General features: G+C 47.4%; 15 protein-coding genes. 11 read left to right on the top strand and 4 right to left on the bottom strand.

Annotation, left to right across the window (positions count from 1 at the left end; translation table 11 throughout):
• Nucleotides 1-65 precede the first annotated feature (65 nt).
• Nucleotides 66-1,610 (bottom strand): L-piperidine-6-carboxylate dehydrogenase, encoded by a 1,545-nt coding sequence (gene amaB, locus B050_RS0100080; protein WP_018471824.1) that lies wholly within the window; start codon nt 1,608-1,610, stop codon nt 66-68.
• Between the two features lie 184 nt (nt 1,611-1,794).
• Nucleotides 1,795-2,466 carry a TetR/AcrR family transcriptional regulator gene (locus B050_RS0100075; RefSeq protein ID WP_018471823.1) on the bottom strand — a complete coding sequence of 224 codons (672 nt, stop codon included), beginning with the start codon at nt 2,464-2,466 and terminating at the stop codon, nt 1,795-1,797.
• Between the two features lie 165 nt (nt 2,467-2,631).
• Between B050_RS0100075 and B050_RS0100070 the strand changes: the two genes are divergently transcribed.
• The 10 genes from B050_RS0100070 (at nt 2,632) to B050_RS0100020 (ending at nt 21,277) form a co-directional block, all read left to right on the top strand.
• A complete protein-coding gene (locus B050_RS0100070; protein ID WP_018471822.1) occupies nt 2,632-3,309 on the top strand; it encodes a hypothetical protein in 678 nt (225 codons plus the stop codon).
• A 181-nt stretch (nt 3,310-3,490) separates the two neighbouring features.
• Complete coding sequence (locus B050_RS0100065; RefSeq protein WP_026235489.1) at nt 3,491-5,446, top strand: M1 family metallopeptidase; 1,956 nt, start codon at nt 3,491-3,493, stop codon at nt 5,444-5,446.
• A 1,254-nt stretch (nt 5,447-6,700) separates the two neighbouring features.
• The gene (locus B050_RS0100055; RefSeq protein ID WP_018471819.1) at nt 6,701-9,898 is read left to right on the top strand and encodes a SusC/RagA family TonB-linked outer membrane protein; all 3,198 of its coding nucleotides are present in this window, start codon (nt 6,701-6,703) and stop codon (nt 9,896-9,898) included.
• Nucleotides 9,899-9,910: 12 nt separating this feature from the next.
• Entirely contained in the window at nt 9,911-11,773 is a 1,863-nt protein-coding gene (locus B050_RS0100050) for a RagB/SusD family nutrient uptake outer membrane protein (protein ID WP_026235488.1), read from the top strand.
• Nucleotides 11,774-11,786: 13 nt separating this feature from the next.
• A complete protein-coding gene (locus tag B050_RS0100045) occupies nt 11,787-12,470 on the top strand; it encodes a DUF3823 domain-containing protein (RefSeq protein WP_026235487.1) in 684 nt (227 codons plus the stop codon).
• A gap of 84 nt (nt 12,471-12,554) precedes the next feature.
• A complete protein-coding gene (locus B050_RS0100040; protein ID WP_044201547.1) occupies nt 12,555-13,532 on the top strand; it encodes an arabinan endo-1,5-alpha-L-arabinosidase in 978 nt (325 codons plus the stop codon).
• 43 nt (nt 13,533-13,575) lie between these two features.
• The gene (locus B050_RS0100035; RefSeq protein ID WP_044201401.1) at nt 13,576-15,942 is read left to right on the top strand and encodes a glycoside hydrolase family 127 protein; all 2,367 of its coding nucleotides are present in this window, start codon (nt 13,576-13,578) and stop codon (nt 15,940-15,942) included.
• Between the two features lie 4 nt (nt 15,943-15,946).
• A complete protein-coding gene (locus B050_RS0100030; RefSeq protein WP_018471814.1) occupies nt 15,947-17,899 on the top strand; it encodes a glycoside hydrolase family 97 protein in 1,953 nt (650 codons plus the stop codon).
• 47 nt (nt 17,900-17,946) lie between these two features.
• Nucleotides 17,947-19,494 carry an alpha-N-arabinofuranosidase gene (locus B050_RS0100025; RefSeq protein WP_018471813.1) on the top strand — a complete coding sequence of 516 codons (1,548 nt, stop codon included), beginning with the start codon at nt 17,947-17,949 and terminating at the stop codon, nt 19,492-19,494.
• A 106-nt stretch (nt 19,495-19,600) separates the two neighbouring features.
• The gene (locus tag B050_RS0100020) at nt 19,601-21,277 is read left to right on the top strand and encodes a ribulokinase (protein WP_018471812.1); all 1,677 of its coding nucleotides are present in this window, start codon (nt 19,601-19,603) and stop codon (nt 21,275-21,277) included.
• 51 nt (nt 21,278-21,328) lie between these two features.
• On the opposite strand, the gene B050_RS0100015 is transcribed toward B050_RS0100020, so the two are convergent.
• The gene (locus B050_RS0100015) at nt 21,329-22,213 is read right to left on the bottom strand and encodes a mechanosensitive ion channel family protein (RefSeq protein WP_018471811.1); all 885 of its coding nucleotides are present in this window, start codon (nt 22,211-22,213) and stop codon (nt 21,329-21,331) included.
• Between the two features lie 137 nt (nt 22,214-22,350).
• Nucleotides 22,351-23,373, bottom strand: coding sequence for a LacI family DNA-binding transcriptional regulator (locus B050_RS0100010; RefSeq protein WP_018471810.1), 1,023 nt, complete (start codon nt 23,371-23,373; stop codon nt 22,351-22,353).
• 151 nt (nt 23,374-23,524) lie between these two features.
• On the opposite strand from B050_RS0100010, the gene B050_RS0100005 reads away from it, so the two are divergent.
• Nucleotides 23,525-24,098 (top strand): aldo/keto reductase (locus tag B050_RS0100005; protein WP_018471809.1); only part of this gene is annotated, 574 nt, incomplete at its 3' end.

Raw genomic sequence — 24,098 nt, 5'->3', positions numbered from 1 at the left:
TGAGGAAGAAGGAAACTCCATTGATATTTGCTTTTGGTATTGAGGGAAAGCAAAACAGTTAGGACTTAAATATCGAATTTGATGCCCTGAGCTAGTGGTAGCTCTGAGCTATAATTTATGGTATTGGTTTGTCGGCGCATATAGGCTTTCCAGGCGTCAGAACCGGACTCCCTTCCACCGCCGGTCTCTTTTTCACCCCCGAAAGCCCCTCCAATTTCCGCTCCTGAGGTACCTATATTTACATTAGCGATACCGCAGTCAGAGCCTTGGACGGAGAGGAATGTTTCCATTTCCCTCATATTGAGGGTCATTATAGCGGAAGAAAGACCTTGTGGAACGGCATTTTGCAGGCTGATCGCCTCATCCAGTTCGGTGTATTTGATCAAATAAAGTATGGGAGCAAAGGTCTCATGCTGGACGATCTGGAAGTGGTTTTCCACCTCGTAAATACATGGCTTGACATAGCAGCCGGACTCGTAGCCAGCACCTTGCAGGACCTCCCCTGGGACCACCTCATGTCCGCCTTCTGCCTTTACTCTTTCGATCGCTCTTAGGTACTGATTTACGGCAGACTGATCGATCAAGGGACCGATATGGTTTTTTTCGTCCAATGGATTGCCGATAGTCAATTTTTGATAGGCCGTGGCGAGTCGTTCTTTCACTTCCTCATAGATATTCTCACGGATGATCAGCCTTCTGGTGCTGGTACATCGCTGCCCGGCGGTACCGACAGCGCCAAATAGCGCTCCCCGAATGGCTATCTCCAGGTCAGCTTGATCGGAGATGATCATAGCATTATTTCCTCCCAGCTCCAGCAATACCTTTCCTAATCGACCTCCGACGGCTTCGCCCACGGCCTTGCCCATCCCGATGGAGCCAGTGGCGGAGACCAATGCGATGCGTGGATCCTGGGTAAGATAAGAGCCCACGATGGCATCGCCCGTAAGGAGTGAGCAGATGCCTTCGGGATAACCATTGGTCTTGAAGATGTTCGCCGCCAATTGCTGGCAGGCCAATGAGGTCAGTGGGGTCTTTTCGGAGGGCTTCCATACGCATACATTGCCGCAGGTCCAGGCGATCATGGTATTCCATGCCCATACAGCCACAGGAAAGTTAAAGGCTGAGATAATACCGACTAAGCCCAGGGGGTGCCACTGCTCGTACATGCGGTGTGCGGGACGCTCTGAATGCATGGTCAGGCCATATAGCTGCCGCGATAGCCCCACCGCAAAATCACAGATGTCTATCATCTCCTGCACTTCTCCCAGTCCTTCCTGGTAGGATTTCCCCATTTCGTAAGAAACCAATCTCCCCAGAGCTTCTTTTTTCTTCCTTAGTTCATTGCCAATCTGACGGATGACTTCCCCCCGCTGTGGTGCCGGGACCTTCCGCCAGGTTTTGAAGGCCTTCTCGGCTTTCGTAATTACCTTTTCGTAAGACTCGCGGCTGGTCATCTGAACCTTGCCGATCTCCTGACCGTCCACAGGGGAATGACTGATCAGCCACTCCCCTTTGAGGTCTATCGCATCCACACCGGTCCAGGTGCCTTTGTTTACTTCATTAAGTTCTAATGCCTCGAAGATCTCTTTAATATTTATTGCGCTAGTCATGGTAAGTCTATGGTTTATGCTAAAATTAGTATTGGGAAAAGCCCTAGAAGTTATTCAATATTTATAAGAAATTAAAGATAACTGTTTTACTTCTTTCGAGTAAAACAGTTTAGGATTCTATTGCTGTCCAGCTTTAGACCTTTTCTGTAAGGGCCTCAGCTCAGGTTATTTAGGATTCTTGATTTTATTTGCTTGGAGTTTTCTCTCTGGTTTTTTGCTTCCCAGCCTCCTCGTAGGTCCATTCCAAAATGGCCTCCAAGCTTTTGAAAATGCGTTTCTTGCGTTCTTCGGATTGGTTTTCTATCTCGCAAAAGTTCCCCCCAGTGCTATTTGAATGTAAGTTGATATAATATATCCCCCCTAGCAGAAGGGATAGGATCCCCCTGATATCGATGTCGCTGGAATCGAAGAAAGCATCCAGCTGAGCTAAAATCGGGGCGCCGAATTTTTCGCGATTTTGGCTGACCTCTTTCATGAGTTGACTTTTTTCGCTTATCTCCCAGACGATGATCTTTCGTGCTTCTGGAGAACTCTCCAGATGCTCATAGAGACTTTTAAGCATCCTTGCTATGGCTGCTTGTCCCTGGTCTTCCACAGACTCCTCGATTGGCTCCTGATCAGAAGTAGAAAACATCATCCAGTAATCCTCGCCTTTTACATAAGTCTCAATGAGCTTATCTGCATTTCCGAAGTAGCGGTAGATTAGTTTTTTGCTAACCCCGGCAGTGTCGGCTATGCGGTTTACACCAAGCTTGGTATAGCCCTCGGTGCGGATGATCACCCCTACCGCTTGGATCAGTTTTAGCTTTGTGCGCTCCTTATTTCGGAATTCTCCCTCTGGTATTTTTCGTGCCATGAATCATACGGTTTTGCTTCCGGGCTAATTTATTGATTTAAAAATTCATTATATCTCCAAGTGGTGACAAAATTCTATTTATGTCACCACTTGGGGAGATTTTTATATTTATGTTTGGGAGAAAGAATAAAATTAAAGTTTTATACTTAATACGATTTAATAAAAATGAAGAAATCAATACCTTCCTCTGGCCTCTGGGCATTATTATGCGTGATAGCAGTTTTTTATTCCTGTGAGGAGCAGGAGCAGCTTCCTGCTTATCCGATTACCTTGACTTTTGATTCCATTGCTGTCAAGTCTGAGATGCGTGTATTTGCGGGAGGAGAGCTATTAGATCCTCTATCAGAAAACATCAGCATTGCCGACTATTTGGGGCGGTATTATACCATAGGCTTCACTTCATACAATTCTAAATTTGTGGAGCCAGGGATCAATTATGGGGATGGTGCCCGATTTACCTATTTTGCCAACGGTAGGATTAGTTTCGCCTCGGAGATCTCAGCCGTGGAGAGGGTGGAGGATGCCATTATCATGAAATCTAATTTGATGAATGAGGTGGAGGATACGCCGCTGGTGGACACGGACTTCTTTAAATTCCCCTATGATATCAGCAGCTATGGGCAGTACACTATCCAGCATATCATGTATGGCGAGGAGCAGTCTGCGCTGGAAGTGGCCTTATTGTATTATAAGCTTGTCCGATATTCTGAGGAAGGCACACTGATATCCGTGGACTTCGGTACGGTTCATAATGTTTTTAATGAGGATTTTATTGAGCATATGACAAGTCAGGATACCTTGGCTGTGAAATCCTACCGCTTACACTATTCCGCTAAACCATAAGAGCTGGACGGTTTTTTAACCTTATTTTCAGGGCAGTTATCTCTCTGTGGAGGAAATATCCTTAGTATTTCATCTCTATTAATTAATTTATCTGAGCCTAATTTACGACCGCTGAAATAAATCCATTTTCTGTTCGTGATAGTTTATGTAAATTTGCAGCATTATTTAATATACTCAAGATATGAAATACACTTTAGGGAAATTATCAGTTCTGTTTTTGAGCTTGTTTATGGCGCATTTTGCGGTGGCCCAGCAAGTAGAAGAGAATAACCAAGGAGAATTTGGAGATTTTATTTACCGCAAAGGCAATATGTTCCGCTCTGCTTCTGGCAAGCCAGGCCCAAATTACTGGCAGAATGAGGCCGATTATAAGATAGACGTTACTCTCAATGACGAGGATCATTCTATCACTGGATCGATCAGCATCACTTATACGAATAATAGCCCGGAAGAATTGGATTTTGTGTGGCTTAGCTTAGAGCAAAACCGCTTTACCAAGGAGTCTAGAGGTACTTTAACCACTCCTATCCAGGGTAATCGCTATAATGGAGATGTGGATGGTGGCTATAAGCTGTCCAATATCAATGGAAAAGTTGGCAAAAAAGGTGATAATTCTAACCGATTTGTCATCAATGACACCCGTATGCAGGTGTTCTTTGCAGAGCCTATCCCTGCCAAAGGTGGGCAGGCGACCATTTCTATGGACTTTTCTTATATCATCCCTGTCAAAGGAATGGACAGAATGGGCCGATTGGAAGTGGAAGAAGGTACCATTTATGCCCTGGCGCAGTGGTATCCACGTCTGGCAGTATTCGATGATGTGAAAGGATGGAATGTGGAGCCTTATCTCGGTGCTGGTGAGTTCTATCTGGAATACGGCGACTTTGAATACAGCGTTACCGCCCCCGCTCAGCATATCGTGGTGGGCTCTGGAGAGTTTCTTAACCCAGGAGAAGTGCTTTCCAAAGAAATGCAAAACCGCCTAAACCAGGCGATGAAAAGTGATACTGCGGTGCAGATCCTGAAAGCTGAGGAAGTGGCTGACCCCGCTACCCGCGCCAAATCGGATGGCACCCTTACCTGGAAATTTAAAATCGAAAACTCCAGAGACGTAGCCTTCGCTAGTTCTAAAGCCTTCATCTGGGATGCCGCAAAAGTGGACCTCCCAAGTGGCAAAACGATCATCGCTCAGTCAGTTTATCCAAAAGAAAGTGATGGACAGGAAGCTTGGGCCAGATCCACTGAGTATAGCAAAGCCTCCATCGAGCATTATTCTGAAATGTGGTTCGAATTCCCCTATGCTTCCGCCACCAACGTGGCCGCAGACATCGGTGGAATGGAATACCCTGGTCTTAACTTCTGCTCTTTCGAAAGCAAAGGCGAGGACCTTTGGGGAGTGACCGATCACGAGTTTGGTCACAACTGGTTTCCTATGATCGTCGGAAGTAATGAGCGTCTTTATCCATGGATGGATGAGGGATTCAATACTTTCATCAACCACTATAGCACTCAGGCCTTCAATGATGGCGAATATACCGCCGACCTCGACCATACCCGTAAATACCTTTCTTGGTTCAATAGAGAAACCCGCGAAGGCATAGAAACTTATCCAGACGTGGTCAATACCAGTAACCTAGGCATGACCGCTTATATGAAGCCAGGTATAGGTTTGATTATGCTTAGAGAGTACATCCTAGACCATGCCCGCTTTGACAATGCCTTCAAATCATATATCAAAACCTGGGCTTATAAGCACCCTCAACCAACGGATTTCTTCAACCATATGGAAAATGTGGCTGGAGAAAACCTTAACTGGTTCTGGCAAAATTGGTTCTATGGTACCGAAAATATTGACCTTTCCATAGACGCTGTATATCCTTATGGTGGCAATTATGTACTGGCACTTTCCAATAGAGGTGGGGTGCCGATGCCGGTATTGCTTGAAGTGATCTTCGAGGATGGATCTTCCGAAAGAGTGAAGCTTCCAGTGGAGATCTGGCAAAGAGGAAATCAATGGAATCACCTTTTCCAATCTGATAAAGTCGTAAAAAGCATAGAGATTGACCCTGATAAGATTCTTCCGGATGTAAATATCGGAAATGACAAATGGCCTGCTGCAATCTACGATAAAGATTAAGGCATTCTATTATATAATTAGTTGCAAAAGAAGGCAGGGCATAGGTTCTGCCTTCTTTTTTTGTCCCATGTTGACTCGCCTCTTTTTTCTTCAATCCCCTCATTCATCATCTGCTCATTTCCCTTTTTATAGCTAGTGATTTCAAGTTTATTAATACTATAGACCCTACCTATTTATTGCAAGCCCATTTCCAGTGAAGCTTAATTGCATAGCCAGATTTCTTTCAGGATCCCAGCCCATAGGAAGGGAATTATGGCAGGCCAAAATTGATTGTATTCCTTAATTACAATCTTCCTTACCGATAGTTAATAAGCTTTTTCTACAATTTGAATACCATAGACCCTACCTATTTATTGTAAGCCCATTTCCAGTGAAGCTTAATTGCATAGCCAGGTTTCCTTTAGGATCGCAGCTCATAGGAAGGGAATTATGGCAGGCCAAAATTGATTGTATTCCTTAATTACAACCTGCCTTATGGATATCTAATAATCCTTTTCTACGATTTGAATACCATAGACCCTACCTATTATTGCAAGCCCATTTCTGGTGAAGCTTATTTGCATAGCCAGGTTTCCTTTAGGATCTCAGCTCATAGGAAGGGATTTATGGCAGGCCAAAAGTTATTGTATTATTTTATTACAATTTTCCTTACTGACAGCCAATAAGCTTTTTTTACGCAAAGAATGCTCAAGACCCTACCTATTATTGCAAGCCCATTTCCGGTGAAGCTTAATTGCATAGCCAGGTTTCCTTTAGGATCCCAGCTCATAGGAAGGGAATTATGGCAGGCCAAAATTGATTGTATTCCTTAATTACAATCAATTTTATTTCACTATAGATAGTCCTTATCCCAGGCCCATGGTAAGGATGATTTTGGCCCTGAAAGGGCAGAACCTCAGATGATAAATAATCGCACAATCATAGTAACGGAGCAGTATGGTGGCGGGCTTATAATAAGCGTAGAAGGGCTTTTTCTTTTATACTTTTGTTCAAAATGCTTTTCTGTAAATTATTAGTGTAGAAAAAACATTTAATTTTTGTATAAAAGAATTTTATTCCCTAATATTCGAAAATATTAATAAGTGGCTTTATTACACTTATTAAATAAGATGCCTCACAGTTTGCGGATTTACCCAACAATGAATAGAACTAAGCTGGAATCTTAAGGCAGGTTTTGGTAGCGATTGGTCTTGCCATCTGGCAGGTAAGTGTAAGTATTATTTACCAATAAAATTTACAATAAACCCCATTTATATGAATTATGATAATTTACTAAGGCGCTTTAGCGCACTTGCTTTGCTTGGAGCAGTATTGTTTCAGCACTCTCCGCCCTTGGGGGCAGCCCCCAATCCTCACTTACTTTCTTCCTTGAGCTCCACGATCAGCCTTGCTGATATCACCGTGTCAGGCCTAGTACTCGATGAAGAAGGCACGCCCATTCCGGGAGTGTCCATCCTGGTCAAAGGGACCACCATCGGTGCCGCCACCGACCTGGAAGGTAAGTTTACCATGGATGTCCCTTCTTCCCAGTCAGTATTAGTGATTTCATTTCTGGGATATAAATCCCAGGAAATTGCCGTAGGCAATCAAACCAATATCACCATAAACCTCGCCGAAAATCTCAGTGATTTGGGAGAGGTCGTGGTGGTAGGTTACGGTGTCCAGAAGAAAGGGACGATCACCGGCGCTGTAGGGGAAGTGGATGCCAAAGACCTGATCAGGACTCCCTCGGTGACCACTTCTGAGGCATTGGTAGGCAAGATCCAAGGGATCACCGCCCGCCAGACAGATGCCCGTCCAGGGTCAAGCACCTCCATCCAGATACGGAATATGGGCACGCCACTATTTGTGATTGACGGCATTCCCTCCGATGCAGCGCAATTTAACAACCTGGGCCAAAATGACATCGAAAGTGTCACCATCCTAAAAGACGCCTCTGCTGCCATCTATGGTATGAGAGCCGCCAATGGGGTGGTATTGGTGACGACCAAAAAAGGGAAAACCAACCAGCAGGCTGAGATCAACCTGTCGGGATATTATGGTTTTCAGAACTTCACTCGCTATCCTCAGCCAGCCAATGCCTACCAATATGTGCGTGCCAGCGCGGAGGCCAATGTGAATGCAGGAAGAGCCCCGGGCATCTCCCCGGAGGAGCTATCCAAGTGGGAGCAGGGAACAGAGAAAGGCTATGTGAGTACTGATTATTATGACTTTATCATCAAGCCAAATGTCCCACAGTATTCCATCAATGCCAGCGCAATCGGTGGATCCGAAAATACCAAGTATTATTTCTCACTCGGCCACCTGAGCCAGGATGCGACCATTGATGATTACCTCTTTGAGCGGACCAATTTCCAGTCAAATATTGATATGACCCTAGCGGAGGGCTTCAAGGTAGGCGCTCAGCTGAGCGGCAGGATCGAAAACCGCGAACAGGTGGGTGTGCCAGGCTTGGATGATTACTTCAATCCCTTCCTGAGTATCTTCACCATGTGGCCTACAGAGCGCCCTTACGCCAATGACAATCCCGAATATGTCAATGGGGAAGTCCATAATATCAACGTAAACCCAGCGACCTATACCAAGGAGATCACTGGCTATGTAAATGAAATCACCCGCTCCATCAAGGGTAATTTCTTCGCCGAATATGACTTCGACTTTGGCTTGTCCATGAAAGGAACCTATTCGTATAATTTCACCAATTTTGACTTTGATGGCTTCGAATACAGGTATGATGCTTATGGTTACGATGAAGCCTCCGATAGCTACTATACCAACGAATCCATGGGCAACCAAAACCCTTGGCGGGAGAGAAGAAAAAGGAATACCGTCGATCGTGTAGGTCAGTTTCAGATCAACTATGCCAGGAACTTTGAGAACCATAATATCTCCGCCATTGTAGGCTACGAAAGATGGGATCAACGCTCCAATTATATGGTGGTCCATACCGTTCCACCAAACAACTATATACCTCTGATGTCCTTTGCTGATCAGGATGTGCTGATCGATGAGATCTATCAGGAAGCCAGAGATGGTTATCTGGCGAAGATTAATTATGACTATAAGGAAAAATACCTCGTCGAGCTTATTGCCCGATATGATGGATCCTTCCTTTTTCCGGAGGAAGATCGATATGGCTTCTTCCCGGGAATCTCCGCAGGCTGGAAGGTAAGTGATGAGCCTTTTATGCAGCAGATAAAAGGAAAAGTGCTCTCAGACCTTAAGCTCCGAGCCTCCTGGGGTCAGTCAGGCAATGACCGATTTATAGGAAGTAATGATTTTATCGTGGCCCCTTTCAGTTATTATGCTGGCTATGACTTCATCCCAACGGCTGGCGGAAGTGCCGTACTGAACGGCTCCTTTGTGCCGGGAGTGGATCCTCGTGGTCTTCCTGTCACCAATTTATCGTGGATCACTAATACCAATATTGATATCGGCGTGGACGCTTATTTCTTTAATAGTAAGCTATTTGTTCAGGCGGATGTATTTGAAAGAAAAAGATCCGGCATTCCTGCAGGACGCTATGATGTGCTGCTGCCCGTGGAGGTAGGCTATGGCCTTCCTTCGGAAAACTTAGAGTCTGACGTGCACCGGGGACTAGAGGGAATCATCACCTATAATGGCAAGGCCGGTAATGTAAACTATTCCATCTCTGGAAATGCCACCATCTCCAGATTGAGAGTATTGGAGAAATATAAGCCGCGATTTGGTAACTCCTGGAATGAGTACCGAGCGATGCAGGATGACCGCTGGTCCAATATCAACTGGGGGTATAATGTGATCGGAAGGTTCGAAAATGAAGCCCAAATCGAAAATTATCCTGTGGATATCGATGGCAATGGCAATAGAAACGTCCTTCCGGGCGATTTCATTTATAAGGATGTCAACGAAGACGGTCTGATCAATTATATGGATGAGCGCCCTATTGGCTATGCTGAAGGAGCAAATCCCTATATGAGCTTTGGCCTGAATGGCTCTGCCAGCTATAAGGGCTTTGAGTTATACTTCAGTTTTGCAGGCGCTTCCATGCAGTCCTTTACCCGAAACTGGGAGCTGAGATATCCTTTCCAAAACAATGGGAATTCCCCGGATTTCATGCTGGAAGACAGATGGCACCGCGAGGACCTATTCAATCCTGATAGCGAATGGGTGGAAGGAACCTACCCCGCCATCCGCAGGGCTGGTGCAGATCACCTTTACAGACATAGTGATTTCTGGTTGACAAATGTCCGCTACTTACGCTTGCGCAATTTGGAAATAGGGTATCAGGTGCCTAAAGCATTCCTGGAAAAATACGGCCTGGGCAATGTGAGAGTTTATGCCAATGGCACCAATTTATTCTCTATTGACAATACTAAGGAATTTGGGATCGACCCAGAGATCGGCTCCGCCAATGGCCTGGTGTATCCACAACAGCGACTGTTCAATCTTGGATTTAGCCTTACCTTTTAAAACCCCGAAATAATGAAACTATCTAAAATAATAATAGCGATGGCGGTCATTGCAGGCCTATTTCTAGGCTCCTGCGAATCCGATTGGCTGGACCGCCAGCCACCAAATATCCTGCTGGATGATCAGGTGTGGAATGATCCTAATTCCATCACAGGCGTTCTGTCGAATTTCTACGATCGGCTGCCCGCTCATACCAGCCTAACTGCCGGATGGCTGGATTTTGCTGCCTATGATGAGGCGATCTGGTCAGGATATACCGGCAATGACTGGCTCAATAATCTGCTGGATTATGACTATGGCCGATGGGGACTGTGGGATTATGGGCTGATTAGAGATATCAACCTTTCCATTGACAAATTAAACAATTACTCCAGCCTCAAAGAGGAGCAGCGCACGCAGTTTATTAGTGAGCTGAGGTTTATCCGCGCTTATCTTTATTTTGACCATGTCAAAAGAATGGGCGGCGTACCGATCATCACCGAGGAGCTGATCTATGATTTCAGCGGTGATCCCTCTTACCTCCAATACCCGCGGAATACCGAGCAGGAAGTATATGATTTTGTGATCAGTGAGATGGAGGCCATTATGCCCACTTTGGGAAATGGTGGCAGCCTCACCCGTGCCAACCGCTTTATTGCCCTTGCTGTGGTAAGCCGTGCGGCACTATATGCAGGCTCTTTGGCCAAGTACAATAGCCTTATGCCCTCGCCTATTAGCTTGCCTGGTGAGGAAGTGGGCATAGACCCCTCGCTTGCCAACGCCTATTTTACCAAATGCCTAGAAGCTTCCAGAATTATCCTGCAAGAAGGAGGCTATAGCTTGTATCAAAATAACCCCAACCTAGGGGAGAATTTTTACGAGGCCATCGTATCCAAGTCGGGGAATAAAGAAGTGCTATGGGCGCAGGATTTTCTGGCCTCCGCCGATAAGCGTCATTGGTTTACCTATGACAATGTCGCCCGCTCCGTACGTGAGGACAACCTCGCCTCATCCGCTTTGACACCGATACTGAATTTGGTGGAAGACTATGAGTACCTGGATGGAAGCGATGGAGCGCTGAAGACCCGCACCGCCGATGGATCCGATTATATCTATTATGACAATGTGGAAGATATCTTCGCCAATAAAGACGCAAGGCTTTACGGAACCATCATATACCCCGGTGCGCCTTTTAGAGGTCAGGAGGTATTCATGCAGGCCGGGGTGATGCAGTGGAATGGCTCAGGATATGATAGGATAGAATTTGCCGATCAGCAGCCTGATTTGGGCTCTGTCTATACTGATGGAGGGATACTTAAAGCCGAGGCCGGCCCGCATCGAAACCTGCAGGAGGTAAGTAATACCGGATTTTATCTGAGGAAATATGTGGATGATACGCCTGGAGCCAGTACCCGGGGAAATCTCAGTGAGGTATGGTGGGTGAGGTTCCGCTTGGCGGAGATCTATCTGAATGCCGCCGAAGCTGCCCACGAATTGGGCCAGTCTGCCGAGGCATTAGGCTATATCAATACCCTGCGAGAAAGAGCCGGATTTGGGGAGAATAGCCTCTCTACTCTCACCACAGAAACCATCCGCCATGAAAGAAGGGTGGAGTTGGCCTTCGAAGATCATATCGTCTGGGACTATAAACGCTGGAGAGTGGCCCACCTCAAATGGTCCGGAAGTGTGGACAATCCTGAGAGCATGGCCTATGCACTATATCCCTACAGAGTCATTCGTCCGGGAGACCCTCGTGATGGGAAGTATGTATTTACCAAGGAAGTGGCTCCCCGATTTAGAGCACCTAGATTCTTCCGTATGGGGAATTATTATTCCTTGATTGGCCAGAATATCATCGATGCCAATCCAAAAATTGTAAGAAATCCGTTCCACTAAAAATAAGCCTATTATGAAACGTAATATAATTCAAATATGCCTAATGATGGTGCTGGGGGTGACGGTTGCCAGCTGTGCATATGACAATTTCGAAGCACCAAAATCTACCCTAAGCGGCAGAATAGTATATGATGGCGAGGCCCTGGGGCTGCGCAGTCAGGGGGTCCAGCTGGAGCTATGGCAGCACGGCTATGATCTCTTTCAGAAAATCCCGGTGTATGTCTCTCATGATGGTAGCTTTACGGCGACCTTATTTGACGGTGATTATAAGCTCACCCTTATCCGTGGCAATGGCCCCTGGCTCGATCAGACCGATTCCATAGACGTCAATATTAATGGTAACCTCACCATGGACCTTGAAGTAATGCCTCATTTTATCATCGACGAGCCCACTTACAGCATCATAAATGATACTATCGTCCGGGCGAGCTTTACCGTGGACCAGGTCAACCAAATGGCCAATATGGAATTTGCCGACCTCTATCTGGGGAGGACCTCCCTTACAGATATCGTAAGGAATGAATACCTGGGCCGATTCTTCGCTGAGCAGATTACCATTGGTGCGCCTTCCACAGTGGAAGTCACCGTCCCCAATCACCTAAGAGGACGTACCGACCTTTTCGTAAGGCTGGGTGTGAAGACCTCCGGTGTGGAAGAACTGGTGTATTCTCAGGTGGAGAATGTAGCAATCAATTAATACTAACTATCAATTCCTATAAACCAACTATTCAGTCACCCGAAAGGGTGACTGAATTTCTCTTTTTGCATAGCCCTGATGACCATGAAATATCCCCTACTGTTCTTCGCCTCCTTACTGCTAATGATAGGCTCCTCCGCGGCCCAGGAAATATCCGTCCATGATCCCGTAATGGCCAGGGAAGGGGAGCAGTATTATCTGTTCTCCACCGGCAAAGGCATCGCAATATGGACGTCCACCGATATGAAATCATGGACCAGGCAGGCACCTGTATTTGCTCAGGCTCCCCGCTGGGCAGCGGAAGTGGTGCCGGACTTCGGGAATCATATTTGGGCCCCTGATATTTTTTATTTTAAGGATCAATATTATTTATATTATTCCATATCCTCCTTCGCCAAAAACACCTCGGCTATAGGCCTGGCAACCAGCAAAACCCTGAACCAGGCTTCCCCGGAATATGGCTGGACCGATCATGGCATTATCCTCCAAAGCGTGCCCGGAAGGGATATGTGGAATGCCATCGACCCTAATATAATCCTGGATGAGGAGGGTGCCGCATGGATGTCTTTTGGTTCATTTTGGGGAGGGATAAAGCTGGTGCGACTTTCGGAGGACCTGCTATCCGTGAGAAATGGCCCTGAAGATTGGTTTACCATAGCCAGAAGACCTAGAACTTTTGAACTCAACGAAAGAGCACCCGGCGATGCCGCCGTGGAAGCCCCATTTATTTTTAAGAAAAATAACTTTTACTACCTTTTCATTTCTTTCGACCTGTGCTGCCGAGGAGCCGAGAGCACCTATAAGATAATGGTGGGCAGATCGGAGAAGATTCAAGGCCCCTATCTGGACAAAGAAGGCAATAACTTATACAATGGCGGAGGCAGCCTCCTGCTGGAAGGCAATGAGGATTGGTTTGGGCTCGGTCATAATTCCGCCTACCACTTCGAAGGCAAAGATTACCTGATCTTCCACGGCTATGATGCTCACGAAGGAGGGAAGCCGAAACTCCTGTCACGGCAGATCCAATGGGATGATGCCGGCTGGCCATCTATAGTGTATTAAGGTTCAATACCGATTTATCATAAGTATCCATAAACCTAAACAAATGACATTTTCCCCACTTCTATATAGATCCTTGATGCTCACGATTTCCTTGATAGGGATAGGACTCGAGAAGGCTTATCCACAGTATGAGCAGGTGGAATTGTTTTCATTGGAGCAAGTACGACTTTACCCTAGCCCATTTCAGAATGCCCAGGAGGTGGATAGGAAGTATATCCTGGAGATGGATGTGGACCGATTGCTGGCGCCTTATATGCAGGAAGCAGGCCTTGACTGGGCTGCTGAACGGTATGGCAACTGGGAGGATACGGGTTTGGATGGGCATATAGGTGGACATTATCTGTCTGCCTTAGCCATGATGTATGCTAGCACGGGTGACCTGGAGATGAAGCGGAGGATGGATTATATGGTGGAGAGCCTGGCCCTTGCGCAGCAGAAAAATGGAAATGGCTATGTGGGAGGAATTCCTGGTGGCATGGCCATGTGGGAGCAGATAGGCCGCGGAGAAATCGATGCCGGAGGATTTTCACTCAACCAAAAATGGGTACCCCTTTATAATATTCATAAGATCTTTGCAGGTCTGCGGGATGCCTATCTGATCGGGGGAAATGAACAGGCCAGAGAAGTTTTAGTGGACTTGACCGAATGGTTTTATGCCCTCACCCGCAGCCTCTCAGACGAGCAGCTACAGGAGCTGCTGATCAGTGAGCATGGAGGCCTCAATGAGACATTTGCAGATGTCGCCATCATGACGGGGGAGGAGAAGTACCTGGACTTGGCCAGGAAAATGTCTCACCTGCTGCTCCTGGAGCCTCTGGTGGATCATCAGGACCTACTGACCAGCATGCACGCTAATACCCAGATTCCTAAGGTGATTGGCTTTCAGCGCATAGCCCTGGCCACGGGCATAGACTCCTGGCATGAGGCCTCCGACTTTTTTTGGCATACCGTTACAGAGAACCGGACGGTGGCCATCGGTGGTAATAGCGTGCGGGAGCACTTTCACCCCATCGATGACTTCTCCTCTATGATGTCCTCAAACCAAGGCCCAGAAACCTGCAATACCTATAATATGCTCCGACTTACGGAGCAGCTCTTCATGGCTCAGCCCTCAGTCGAATATGTGGATTTCTACGAGCGGGGTCTGTACAATCATATCCTGTCAAGCCAACACCCTGTGCGTGGTGGCTTCGTCTATTTTACTCCCATGCGTCCGGAGCATTATCGGGTGTATTCCCAAGCCCATGAGGGATTTTGGTGCTGTGTCGGCTCGGGTCTGGAAAATCACGCTAAATATGGTGAATTCATCTATGCGCATACCAGGGAGGACCTGTATGTCAATCTATTTATCCCCTCTGAGCTAGACTGGGCAGACATGGGATTAGTGCTAAAACAAGAAACTGATTTCCCTGAGAAAGAAAAAAGCACCTTTCACTTTGAGCTAGAAGAGTCCAAGAGAATCAATCTGCTGATGAGGTACCCTTCCTGGGTGCCCGAAGGCCAGTTAACTATCCTGCTGAATGGCGAAGTCCTTCCACTGGACCAGAAGCCGGGAAGCTATGTGAGCATAGATCGTATCTGGGATCATAAAGATAAGCTGGAAGTGCAGATGCCCATGACCATGAAATGGGAGACTCTGCCCGATGGCTCGGACTGGGGGGCATTTGTCTATGGACCGATTGTTCTTGCCGCGGAAGCGGGAACATACGATATGCCGGGCTTACTGGCGGATGGCAGTCGAATGGGCCATATAGCTGCTGGGAAGATGAGACCGCTCGCAGCAGTACCGCTCTTGACCGCAGAGAAGGAGCAGGCCTTGCAACTTATTTCTGCCGGCGCCGAGCCCTTGTTTTTTGAACTTTCGCAAGGAGAGGATCATGATGAGAAATTTACCCTTAAGCCATTTTATACCATTCATGATGCCCGATATCAGGTCTATTGGCCGCTAGCGGCAAAAGGAATGGAGGCGGAAATAAGAAATTCCTTTAACCAGAAAGACGAGTGGATGCTAGCCCTCGATCATGAAACTGTGGATCAGGTCGCTACTGGCGAGCAGCAGCCGGAGTCGGACCATTTCTTCCAAGGAGAGAAAACCCTCTCAGGTAATGAAAATGGCTATTTCTGGCGAAGTGGCTCGGCATGGTTTAGCTATGAACTAAAGAATCCCAGGCTTGAAGGGCGAAAATTGAGACTTACTTTCCCTGCAAAGGCACAGAAACAGCCTTTTGAGCTGTATCTGAATGAGACCCTATTCCATACTATCCTGCTGGATACCGTGGAGGGAGAAAGTCAGGAGCTGGACCTCGTCCTCCCTGATGCTTATCAGGACACAGATAAATTGAAAATTACCTTTAAGGCTAAGCCTGGAAGCCAGATTGAAAAGATTTACTATATCCGTTTAATGAAATAATACTATGAATAGACCCCGCACCATTACACTATTGCTTCGACTCCTTTCGGTGATCATTCTGCTGAGCCTTTCGCCGGGATGCAGCAGCCCCCGGGACCTGAGCCTGACCTCCCCCAATGAGCAGCTGCGGCTGGAACTTCTTTCCGAAAATGGGGAGATTCAATATAGACTGATCCGTGAAGACCAGGAGCTGCTGGAGTGGTCCGCTTTGGGCTTGATATTGGATCAAATGGACCTGTCAAAAGAACTCAATCTCGAGCAGGTATCTGCGCTGGAAGTTGTAAAGGATGATTATACGCTGCTGCATGGAAAGGCAAGATCAATACAATATCAGGCCAATCAGAAAACCTTCACCTTTGCTAATCCCTCAGGCCAACAGATGACGCTCATCTTCCGGCTATCCAATGATGGTCTGGCCTTTCAGTATCATTTGGAAGGAGAGGGCGAGGAGATTTATACAATAAATGAAGAATTGACCAGCTTCAATCTTCCCGCCAGCGCCAAGGCCTGGATGCAGCCAATTGCCGAGGTCAATACCGGCTGGGAAGGTAGCAATCCCTCTTATGAGGAGGAGTACCAAATGGGCGTACCAGTGGGGACGCCGTCCCCGATTAGTGCTGGATGGGTATATCCAGCCTTATTTGAGACTGATGGCGCCTGGTTGTTGATTAGTGAGGCGGGATTGGGCAGAGATTATTGCGGCTCACGTCTGGCGGCAGACTCACCAGAGGGGGAGTATTCTCTTATCTTCCCTTCCGATGAGGAGGCCTTTCCGGGAGGGCCTGCCAAGCCTACGGGGACTTTTCCCTGGTCATCACCGTGGCGCATTATCGCTGCCGGTGACCTAAAAACCGTGGTGGAGTCCACCTTGGGCACCGACCTGGCAGAGGAGCAACTAAAAGAGGATATGAGCTTCGTGCTCCCTGGGCAGGCCGCCTGGAGCTGGGCACTCGGCAAGGACAATTCGATTACTTATGATATCCAAAAGGAACATATTGACTTTGCGGCAGCAATGGGCTACGAACACTGTCTGATCGATGTCAACTGGGATACGACTATAGGCTATGAAAAAATCCAGGAGCTGGTGACCTATGCCTCAGAGCAGGGCGTAAAGGTGCACCTGTGGTATAATTCCGCTGGCAGCTGGAATACGACTCCCTATCACCCTAGAGGAATGCTGCTAGAGGCAGAAGGCCGGCAAGCCGAATTTCAAAAGATTGCAGATATGGGCGTGGCAGGAGTAAAAATCGACTTTTTTGGGGGGGATGGCCAGTCCATGATCGGTTATTATATTGATATTTTGGAGGATGCTGCTGACGCCAAATTGATGGTCAATTTCCATGGAACCACGCTTCCACGAGGATGGGCGCGTACTTATCCGCATCTGATGACGATGGAAGCGGTCAAAGGATTTGAGATGATCACTTTTGAACAGGCATTTGCAGATCGGGCGGCCAGACATTGCCTCGTGCTTCCCTTCACAAGGAATGTTTTTGACCCTATGGATTTTACTCCCATGTCATTGGATGAGATTCCTAATATAGACCGGAAGACCAGCAAAGGCTTCGAACTGGCGCTTACGGTCATCTTTGAATCGGGAATACAGCATCTGGCCGAATCCCCTGAAGGCAGCTTCAAGCAGGAGGGCTTTGTGCTCCATTATCTGAGAAGCCTGCCGGGTACCTGGGAGGAAACTAATTTTATCCAAGGCTACCCGGGAGACTATGCCGTGATGGCCCGCAAGGGGGACGATCACTGGTATCTGGCAGGGATCAATGCCGGAGAAGCCAAAAAACTTTCATTGGATCTGTCCTTTGCGGGAACAGGGAGTTCCTGGATTTTGATCATGGATTCTGCAGATGGCCAAGCACTGGTGCAGAAAAATCTAAGCAATACTCAGCTTGCTGCTATTGATTTTCCAAGCAATTCTGGCTTTGTGCTTTTTCAAACCAATTAAAAAATGTAAATTAGACACTTAATAATTAATAAACCTAAATTAAGATCATGAAAAAGTATTTATTAAAGGGCTTAATAGCTTCTGTATTAGCGATTTTCAGCTTTGGAGCTAGCGCTCAAAGTAAGCTGGTAATCAATGCTGATCATGGCAAGACGCAGATTAGCAGGCATATTTACGGTCATTTCAGTGAGCACTTAGGCCGCTGCATCTATGGGGGAATATGGGTAGGACCAGATTCCGATATTGCCAATATCAATGGCTACCGCAAGGATGTTTTTGAGGCATTGAAGGCCTTGGATATTCCTAATCTAAGATGGCCAGGGGGATGTTTTGCAGATGAGTACCACTGGACAGACGGCATAGGCCCCACCAGTGAGCGACCAAAGATGATCAATACCCATTGGGGTGGCGTGGTGGAGGACAATTCCTTCGGAACGCATGAGTTTTTTGGCTTTGTGGAGTTATTAGGTACCGAACCTTATATTACCGGAAATGTGGGCAGTGGATCTGTGGAAGAGATGTCAAAATGGGTGGAGTATATCAATTTTGACGGAGTAAGTCCTATGGCGGATTTGCGAAAAAGAAACGGTCGAGACAAGCCTTGGAATATCAAATACTGGGGTGTAGGCAATGAAAGCTGGGGCTGTGGAGGCAATATGACTCCAGAATACTATGCTAATGAGTACCGCCGATACGCCACTTTTGCGAGGGATTACCCAGGATCTAAGCTTTACAAAATCGCCGGTGGAGCGAATTCGACGGATTATAATTGGACGGAGGTCCTGATGCGAGATATTCCATTGAATATGATGGATGCGATGTCGCTGCATTATTATACCATCCCGGGAAGCTGGGGAGATAAGGGTTCGTCCACGGATTTTTCTAGAGAAGAATACCTGAGCACCTTGCAGAAGGCCGCCTTTATGGATGAGCTTCTGACCAATCACGGCACCCGTATGGACAAATATGATCCATCAAAAAAGGTGAAGCTGATCGTGGATGAGTGGGGTACCTGGTACGATGTGGAGCCAAATACTAATCCTGGCTTTTTGTATCAGCAAAACACCCTTAGGGATGCTTTTGTGGCCGCTATCACCCTGAATATCTTCAACCAACATGCCGACCGCGTACATATGGCCAACCTGGCCCAGACGGTAAATGTACTGCAGGCCCTGATCCTTACTGAGGAAGATAAGATGCTTTTGACTCCTACTTATCATGTTTTTGACCTATATAAGCCACATATGGACGCCATGTTGCTGCCAGCTTTATTGTCCTCCGACAAGGTGAAAGCAGGAAGGGTGGAAATGGATGCCTTAAATGTCTCCACTTCTCTATCTGAGGATGGCACGGTAAACATCAGTATTGCGAATATCGACCCTGACCATGCCATTGATCTGGACGTCACGCTGAACGGTACGGAGGCCAAAAATGTCTCTGGCCGCTACCTAACGGCTCCGGAAATCAATAGCCATAATACATTTGAGGAAAATGACCTTGTTTCCATTAAGGATTTTGAAGATTATAAGTGGAATAAAGAGGTGCTAAAAGTAAAGGTACCAGCAAAGTCCGTGATAGTCCTTCGAGTAAAATAAGCGATTTTTATAGCATCTTAGCCGATGTAAGTGTAGCCTTAGACAAGGAGGCAAGCTCGGCGAGCAGATTAAGCAGTAAGTCGCATCAATATTAAGCATCAATAATATGAATGATAATTTTGTCATTGGCCTTGATTACGGGTCAGATTCGGTAAGGGCTGTGATGGTAAATGCCGCCAATGGGGAGGTGAAAGCCAGCCATGTATTTTGGTACCCACGCTGGAAGGCTGGCAAATACTGCGATCCAGTCAAAAATCAGTTCAGACAACATCCAAAAGACCATTTGGAAGGCCTGGAGGAAACCATCTGTGAGGTGATCCGTCAAGCGGGAATCCCCGCTGAGCAGATCAAAGGCATAGGGGTTGATACCACCGGATCCTCACCGATGGCCGTGGATGCTCAGGCTAGGCCGCTGGCTTTTTCGCCGGACTTTGCCGAAAACCCCAATGCTATGATGGTCTTATGGAAGGACCATACCGCTATTCGTGAAGCTGATGAGATCAATGAATTGGCTCGAAGCTGGGGTGGGGAGGATTATACCAAATACGAGGGAGGAATCTACTCTTCCGAGTGGTTCTGGGCTAAGATCCTCCATATCATCCGTGAGGATGAGGAGGTGTCAGATGCCGCATATAGCTGGATGGAGCATTGTGATGTGATCACTGCCGAGCTTATAGGTGCGCAGGATCCGCTGACTTTTAGGCGCAGCCGATGTGCTGCTGGCCATAAGGCCCTGTGGCATGAGAGCTGGGAGGGATTACCCTCCAGGGAATTTCTCGCTAAGCTGGACCCGAGATTGGCGGACTTAAAAGATCGCCTTTATACCGAAACCTATACTTCAGACCTTCCCGCAGGCCAGCTGAGTGCGCTATGGGCGGAAAAGCTGGGCCTGAACACCGATACCCTGGTGGCCGTGGGGACTTTTGATGCCCATGCGGGGGCTGTGGGTGGCGAGGTGACAGAGAATACCCTCGTGAAGGTGATGGGGACTTCTACCTGTGATATTATGGTGGCCTCTTACGAGGCAATAGGAAAAAACCTGGTGAAGGGAATATGTGGCCAGGTGGACGGATCAGTCATCCCAGGGTCCATCGGTCTGGAAGCTGGCCAGTCGGGCTTCGGCGATGTCCTCGCTTGGTTCAAAAACCTGCTGGTAAATCCCGCAGCAGATCTGATAAGCGCCAGCAAGGTCCTGGATCAATCTCAGAAAGAGTCGCTGATCGAAGAAATAGAAAACAAGCTATTGATCAAATTATCAGAGGAAGCCTTGCAGATACCGCCTTCGGAATCAGTGACTGTGGCCCTCGACTGGGTCAATGGACGCCGGACTCCAGATGCCAACCAAGGCTTGAAGGGAGCCCTGATGGGTCTAAGCATGGGCACCGATGCGGCGCGGGTATTTAAGGCCTTGGTCGAATCCATCTGCTTCGGCTCAAAGAAAATCGTGGACCGCTTCAGGGAAGAAGGGGTGACCATCGATGCTGTGATCGGAATGGGCGGCGTGGCCAAGAAGTCCAGGCTGGTGATGCAGACCATGGCCGACGTGCTCGATATGCCTATCAAAATCGCCACCTCTGACCAAGCGCCAGCTTTGGGTGCAGCCATGTATGCCTCCGTGGCCGCTGGCATTCACCCAAGTACCGAGGCAGCGATTGCGGCCATGAGTAATGGCTTTGACCAAGTCTATGAGCCTATTCCAGCAAATGTGGAGGTCTATAAAAAGCTCTATGAGTCCTATTCCGCCTTTGGTGAATATGTAGAAAATAACACGATCAAAAACTAAATAATTAGCACTAACAGCCGAAGAGCCTCAGGATTAATTTTCTGGGGCTTTTTATTTTGTGATGCGTATAGGTAATTCCTTCTGACTGCCGTACAGCTTGACTTCGATGATATCACTAGGCATAGAGAAGCCCTGACTTGCTAGGGCCTGCTTGACATCTCTGATGACCTGCCCTCTCACCATTACCGCTTCCTTTCTGAATTCAAAGGTATTGACCCAGAAGAAAACTTTGAGGTTTACGGTACTCACGGCCAGCTCGTCCTCCGCGACATAGCTTTGGTGAATTTGGTCCTGAATGACCGAAGGATGGGCGTTTACAGTAGATAATATGAGTGATTTGGCCGTGTCCACATCGTCCTCATAAGCGATGCCTACCACGAAACTCCAGCGGAAAAAACCATCTTCGGTATAGTTGATGACCGGTTTTCGTAGAACATCGCTATTGGGAATATATACGTCCTTGCCATCGAAGGTCTTCAGCTTGGTATATCTAAATTCCAGGGATTTTACCTTGCCAAAATGATCTCCCACTTCCACGGTGTCCTCCATATTGAAGGGGCGGTTGAAGGCCAGGATTATGCCGCTAATAAAGTTCTCTCCTATATCCTTAAAGGCAAAGCCGATAATGATGGCTGAAGCGCCCAGAGAGGTCAGCAAAAAGGTGGTGATATGACCCAGTCCCGCAATATCCATAGCCCATATGAGCGTCAGAACAAAAATACCGATCTTCACGCTATTCGCTAGAAACCGACTCATCAAAGGATCACTGGACCTTCGGCCAATTTTATTCTGGGCAAGATCACCAATCTTCCTGGCGAGCAGATAGCCGATAATAATAATTACCAGGCCCAAAATAATGCCTGGAATATTCTCTAAGAAACTCTTCCATGAAGCTTCCAAGGACTGGGCAATGGTGGAAATTGGATGTTCTTTCATAATTGAAATGGGTTCATCTATGAATTTAACTATTTTTTATTCGATTAATAAAATTTTGAGGGGACTCTTCTTTTTTTAGTATGTTCTACTCCCAAAGACTAACCGCTTCCTGACCAGTTTGTTTTTCTGTGGTCGGGTTAAGAATTTTGCCGCGTGGAGGAGGCTCGGATATGAAGGGCAGTATTAAGTACAATTTTTTTGTGTATCGCCTGGCCTTCTTCGATCTGCTCTAAGATCAGCTGGGCAGCAGACCGGCCAATTTCATGCGTCGGGTGGGCCACAGAGGTTAGTTTGGGCTCAATGACGCGGGCATGAAATTCATCCGAGAAGCCAGCCAGCAGAATGTCCTTAGGGATGCTCAGCCCATGGCTTTTGATTTCGTCCATGATGGCAAAGATCACGGTATCATTGACTCCCAGGATAGCATCTGGTCTGGGCTCAGCGGTCAGCAGCTGCCGCAGGGCTTTGGCGGCGCTTTCAGTACTGAGATCGGTATGGATGATTTGGCTGGAAATTGGCCCCACGGTGGTTTGCTGTAGGGCTTTTTGGTATCCTTCGGCCCTTTCATGGACGATATTCAGATGAGAGGGCCCCGTAATGTGCACCAGACGTCGGGCGCCATTGTCGATAAGGTGAGCCGTCAGGTCCCTAGCCATCGCCACATTGTCCACCACCACTGAGGATACCTTCCTCTCCAGGCAGACCCGGTCAAAAAATACCAGTGGTACCTCATGGTCCAGCACCTTCTCAAAATGCTCGGTACTTTCACTATCCTGAGCGATACAGACAATAAGCCCATCGATGCGGAGGTTTAATAGATTCTGAACGGACTCTATCTCCTTTTCTACCCGCTCTTTGGAGGAAGAAATCACAATATAGTAGCCGGCTAGCCGCAGCTCATCCTCGATACCGGTGATGATGGAAGAATAAAAATGAGTGGTGAGATCAGGCACGATTACACCAATTACCCGCGTCTGCTGCCGAAGGAGCCCCATCGCCAAGGGGTTGGGGATATAGTTCTTCTGCTGAGCGAGTGCTTGGATCTTCTTGGTGAGCGTCTTATCAATGTCAGGATGATCCTTGAGTGCTCGAGATACAGTGGAAATAGAAACTCCCACTTCGGTGGCCAAATCCTTAAGGGTGATTCTTTTTTTCTTCATTCTATAAAAAAAGTCATTTTTTTTTTACCTGCAAAGCTTTGCGGAAACCTTTGCAGGTGAGAAAAGTCAAGTCTGTCAGCTTCAGGGGTTTTGTATGGGATAATAAAATGATATCTTGGTATGCTTTTCCCAAAATAATAGGAAGTTGATTATGAAATTAAAGACATTAGGAAGTACCGGAATTGAAGTTCCATCGATAGTATTTGGCACGAGTGCCCTGGGCAATTTGTTTACGGCGCTGGATCCTTCGGTAAAGCAGGAGATCGTGGCGGAGAGCATTCGTTATACGCAGCCGCAGACTTTTTTTGATTCGGCAGGGAAGTACGGTGCTGGCCTGGCCTTGGAGTCATTGGGCGCAGCGCTGAATGCACTGGGCGTGCCAAAAGACCAGGTGGTGGTCAGCAATAAGCTGGGCTGGGTGAGAAGTCCCCTGCTGGGTGATGAGCCGCAGTTTGAGAAAGGCGTATGGAGAGACCTGAAGCATGATGCCGTGCAGAAGATCAGCTATAATGGTATCTTGGAGTGCTTTGAGGAGGGGAATGAGCTTCTGCAAGGCTATTCTACTCAGCTGGCCTCGGTGCATGATCCCGATGAGTACCTGGCGCAAGCGAAGACAGAGGAAGAAGAGAAAGCGCTTTTTGAAGATATTTTGGAGGCCTACCGGGCCTTGGAAGACCTGAAGAAACAGGGATTGGTAAAAGGTATCGGCGTAGGCGCCAAAGACT

It is taken from the genome of Echinicola pacifica DSM 19836, from assembly GCF_000373245.1.
GTDB classification, from domain to species: domain Bacteria; phylum Bacteroidota; class Bacteroidia; order Cytophagales; family Cyclobacteriaceae; genus Echinicola; species Echinicola pacifica.
Note: the sequence above shows the minus strand (reverse complement) of the source record. Positions and strands in the feature narration are given on the sequence as shown.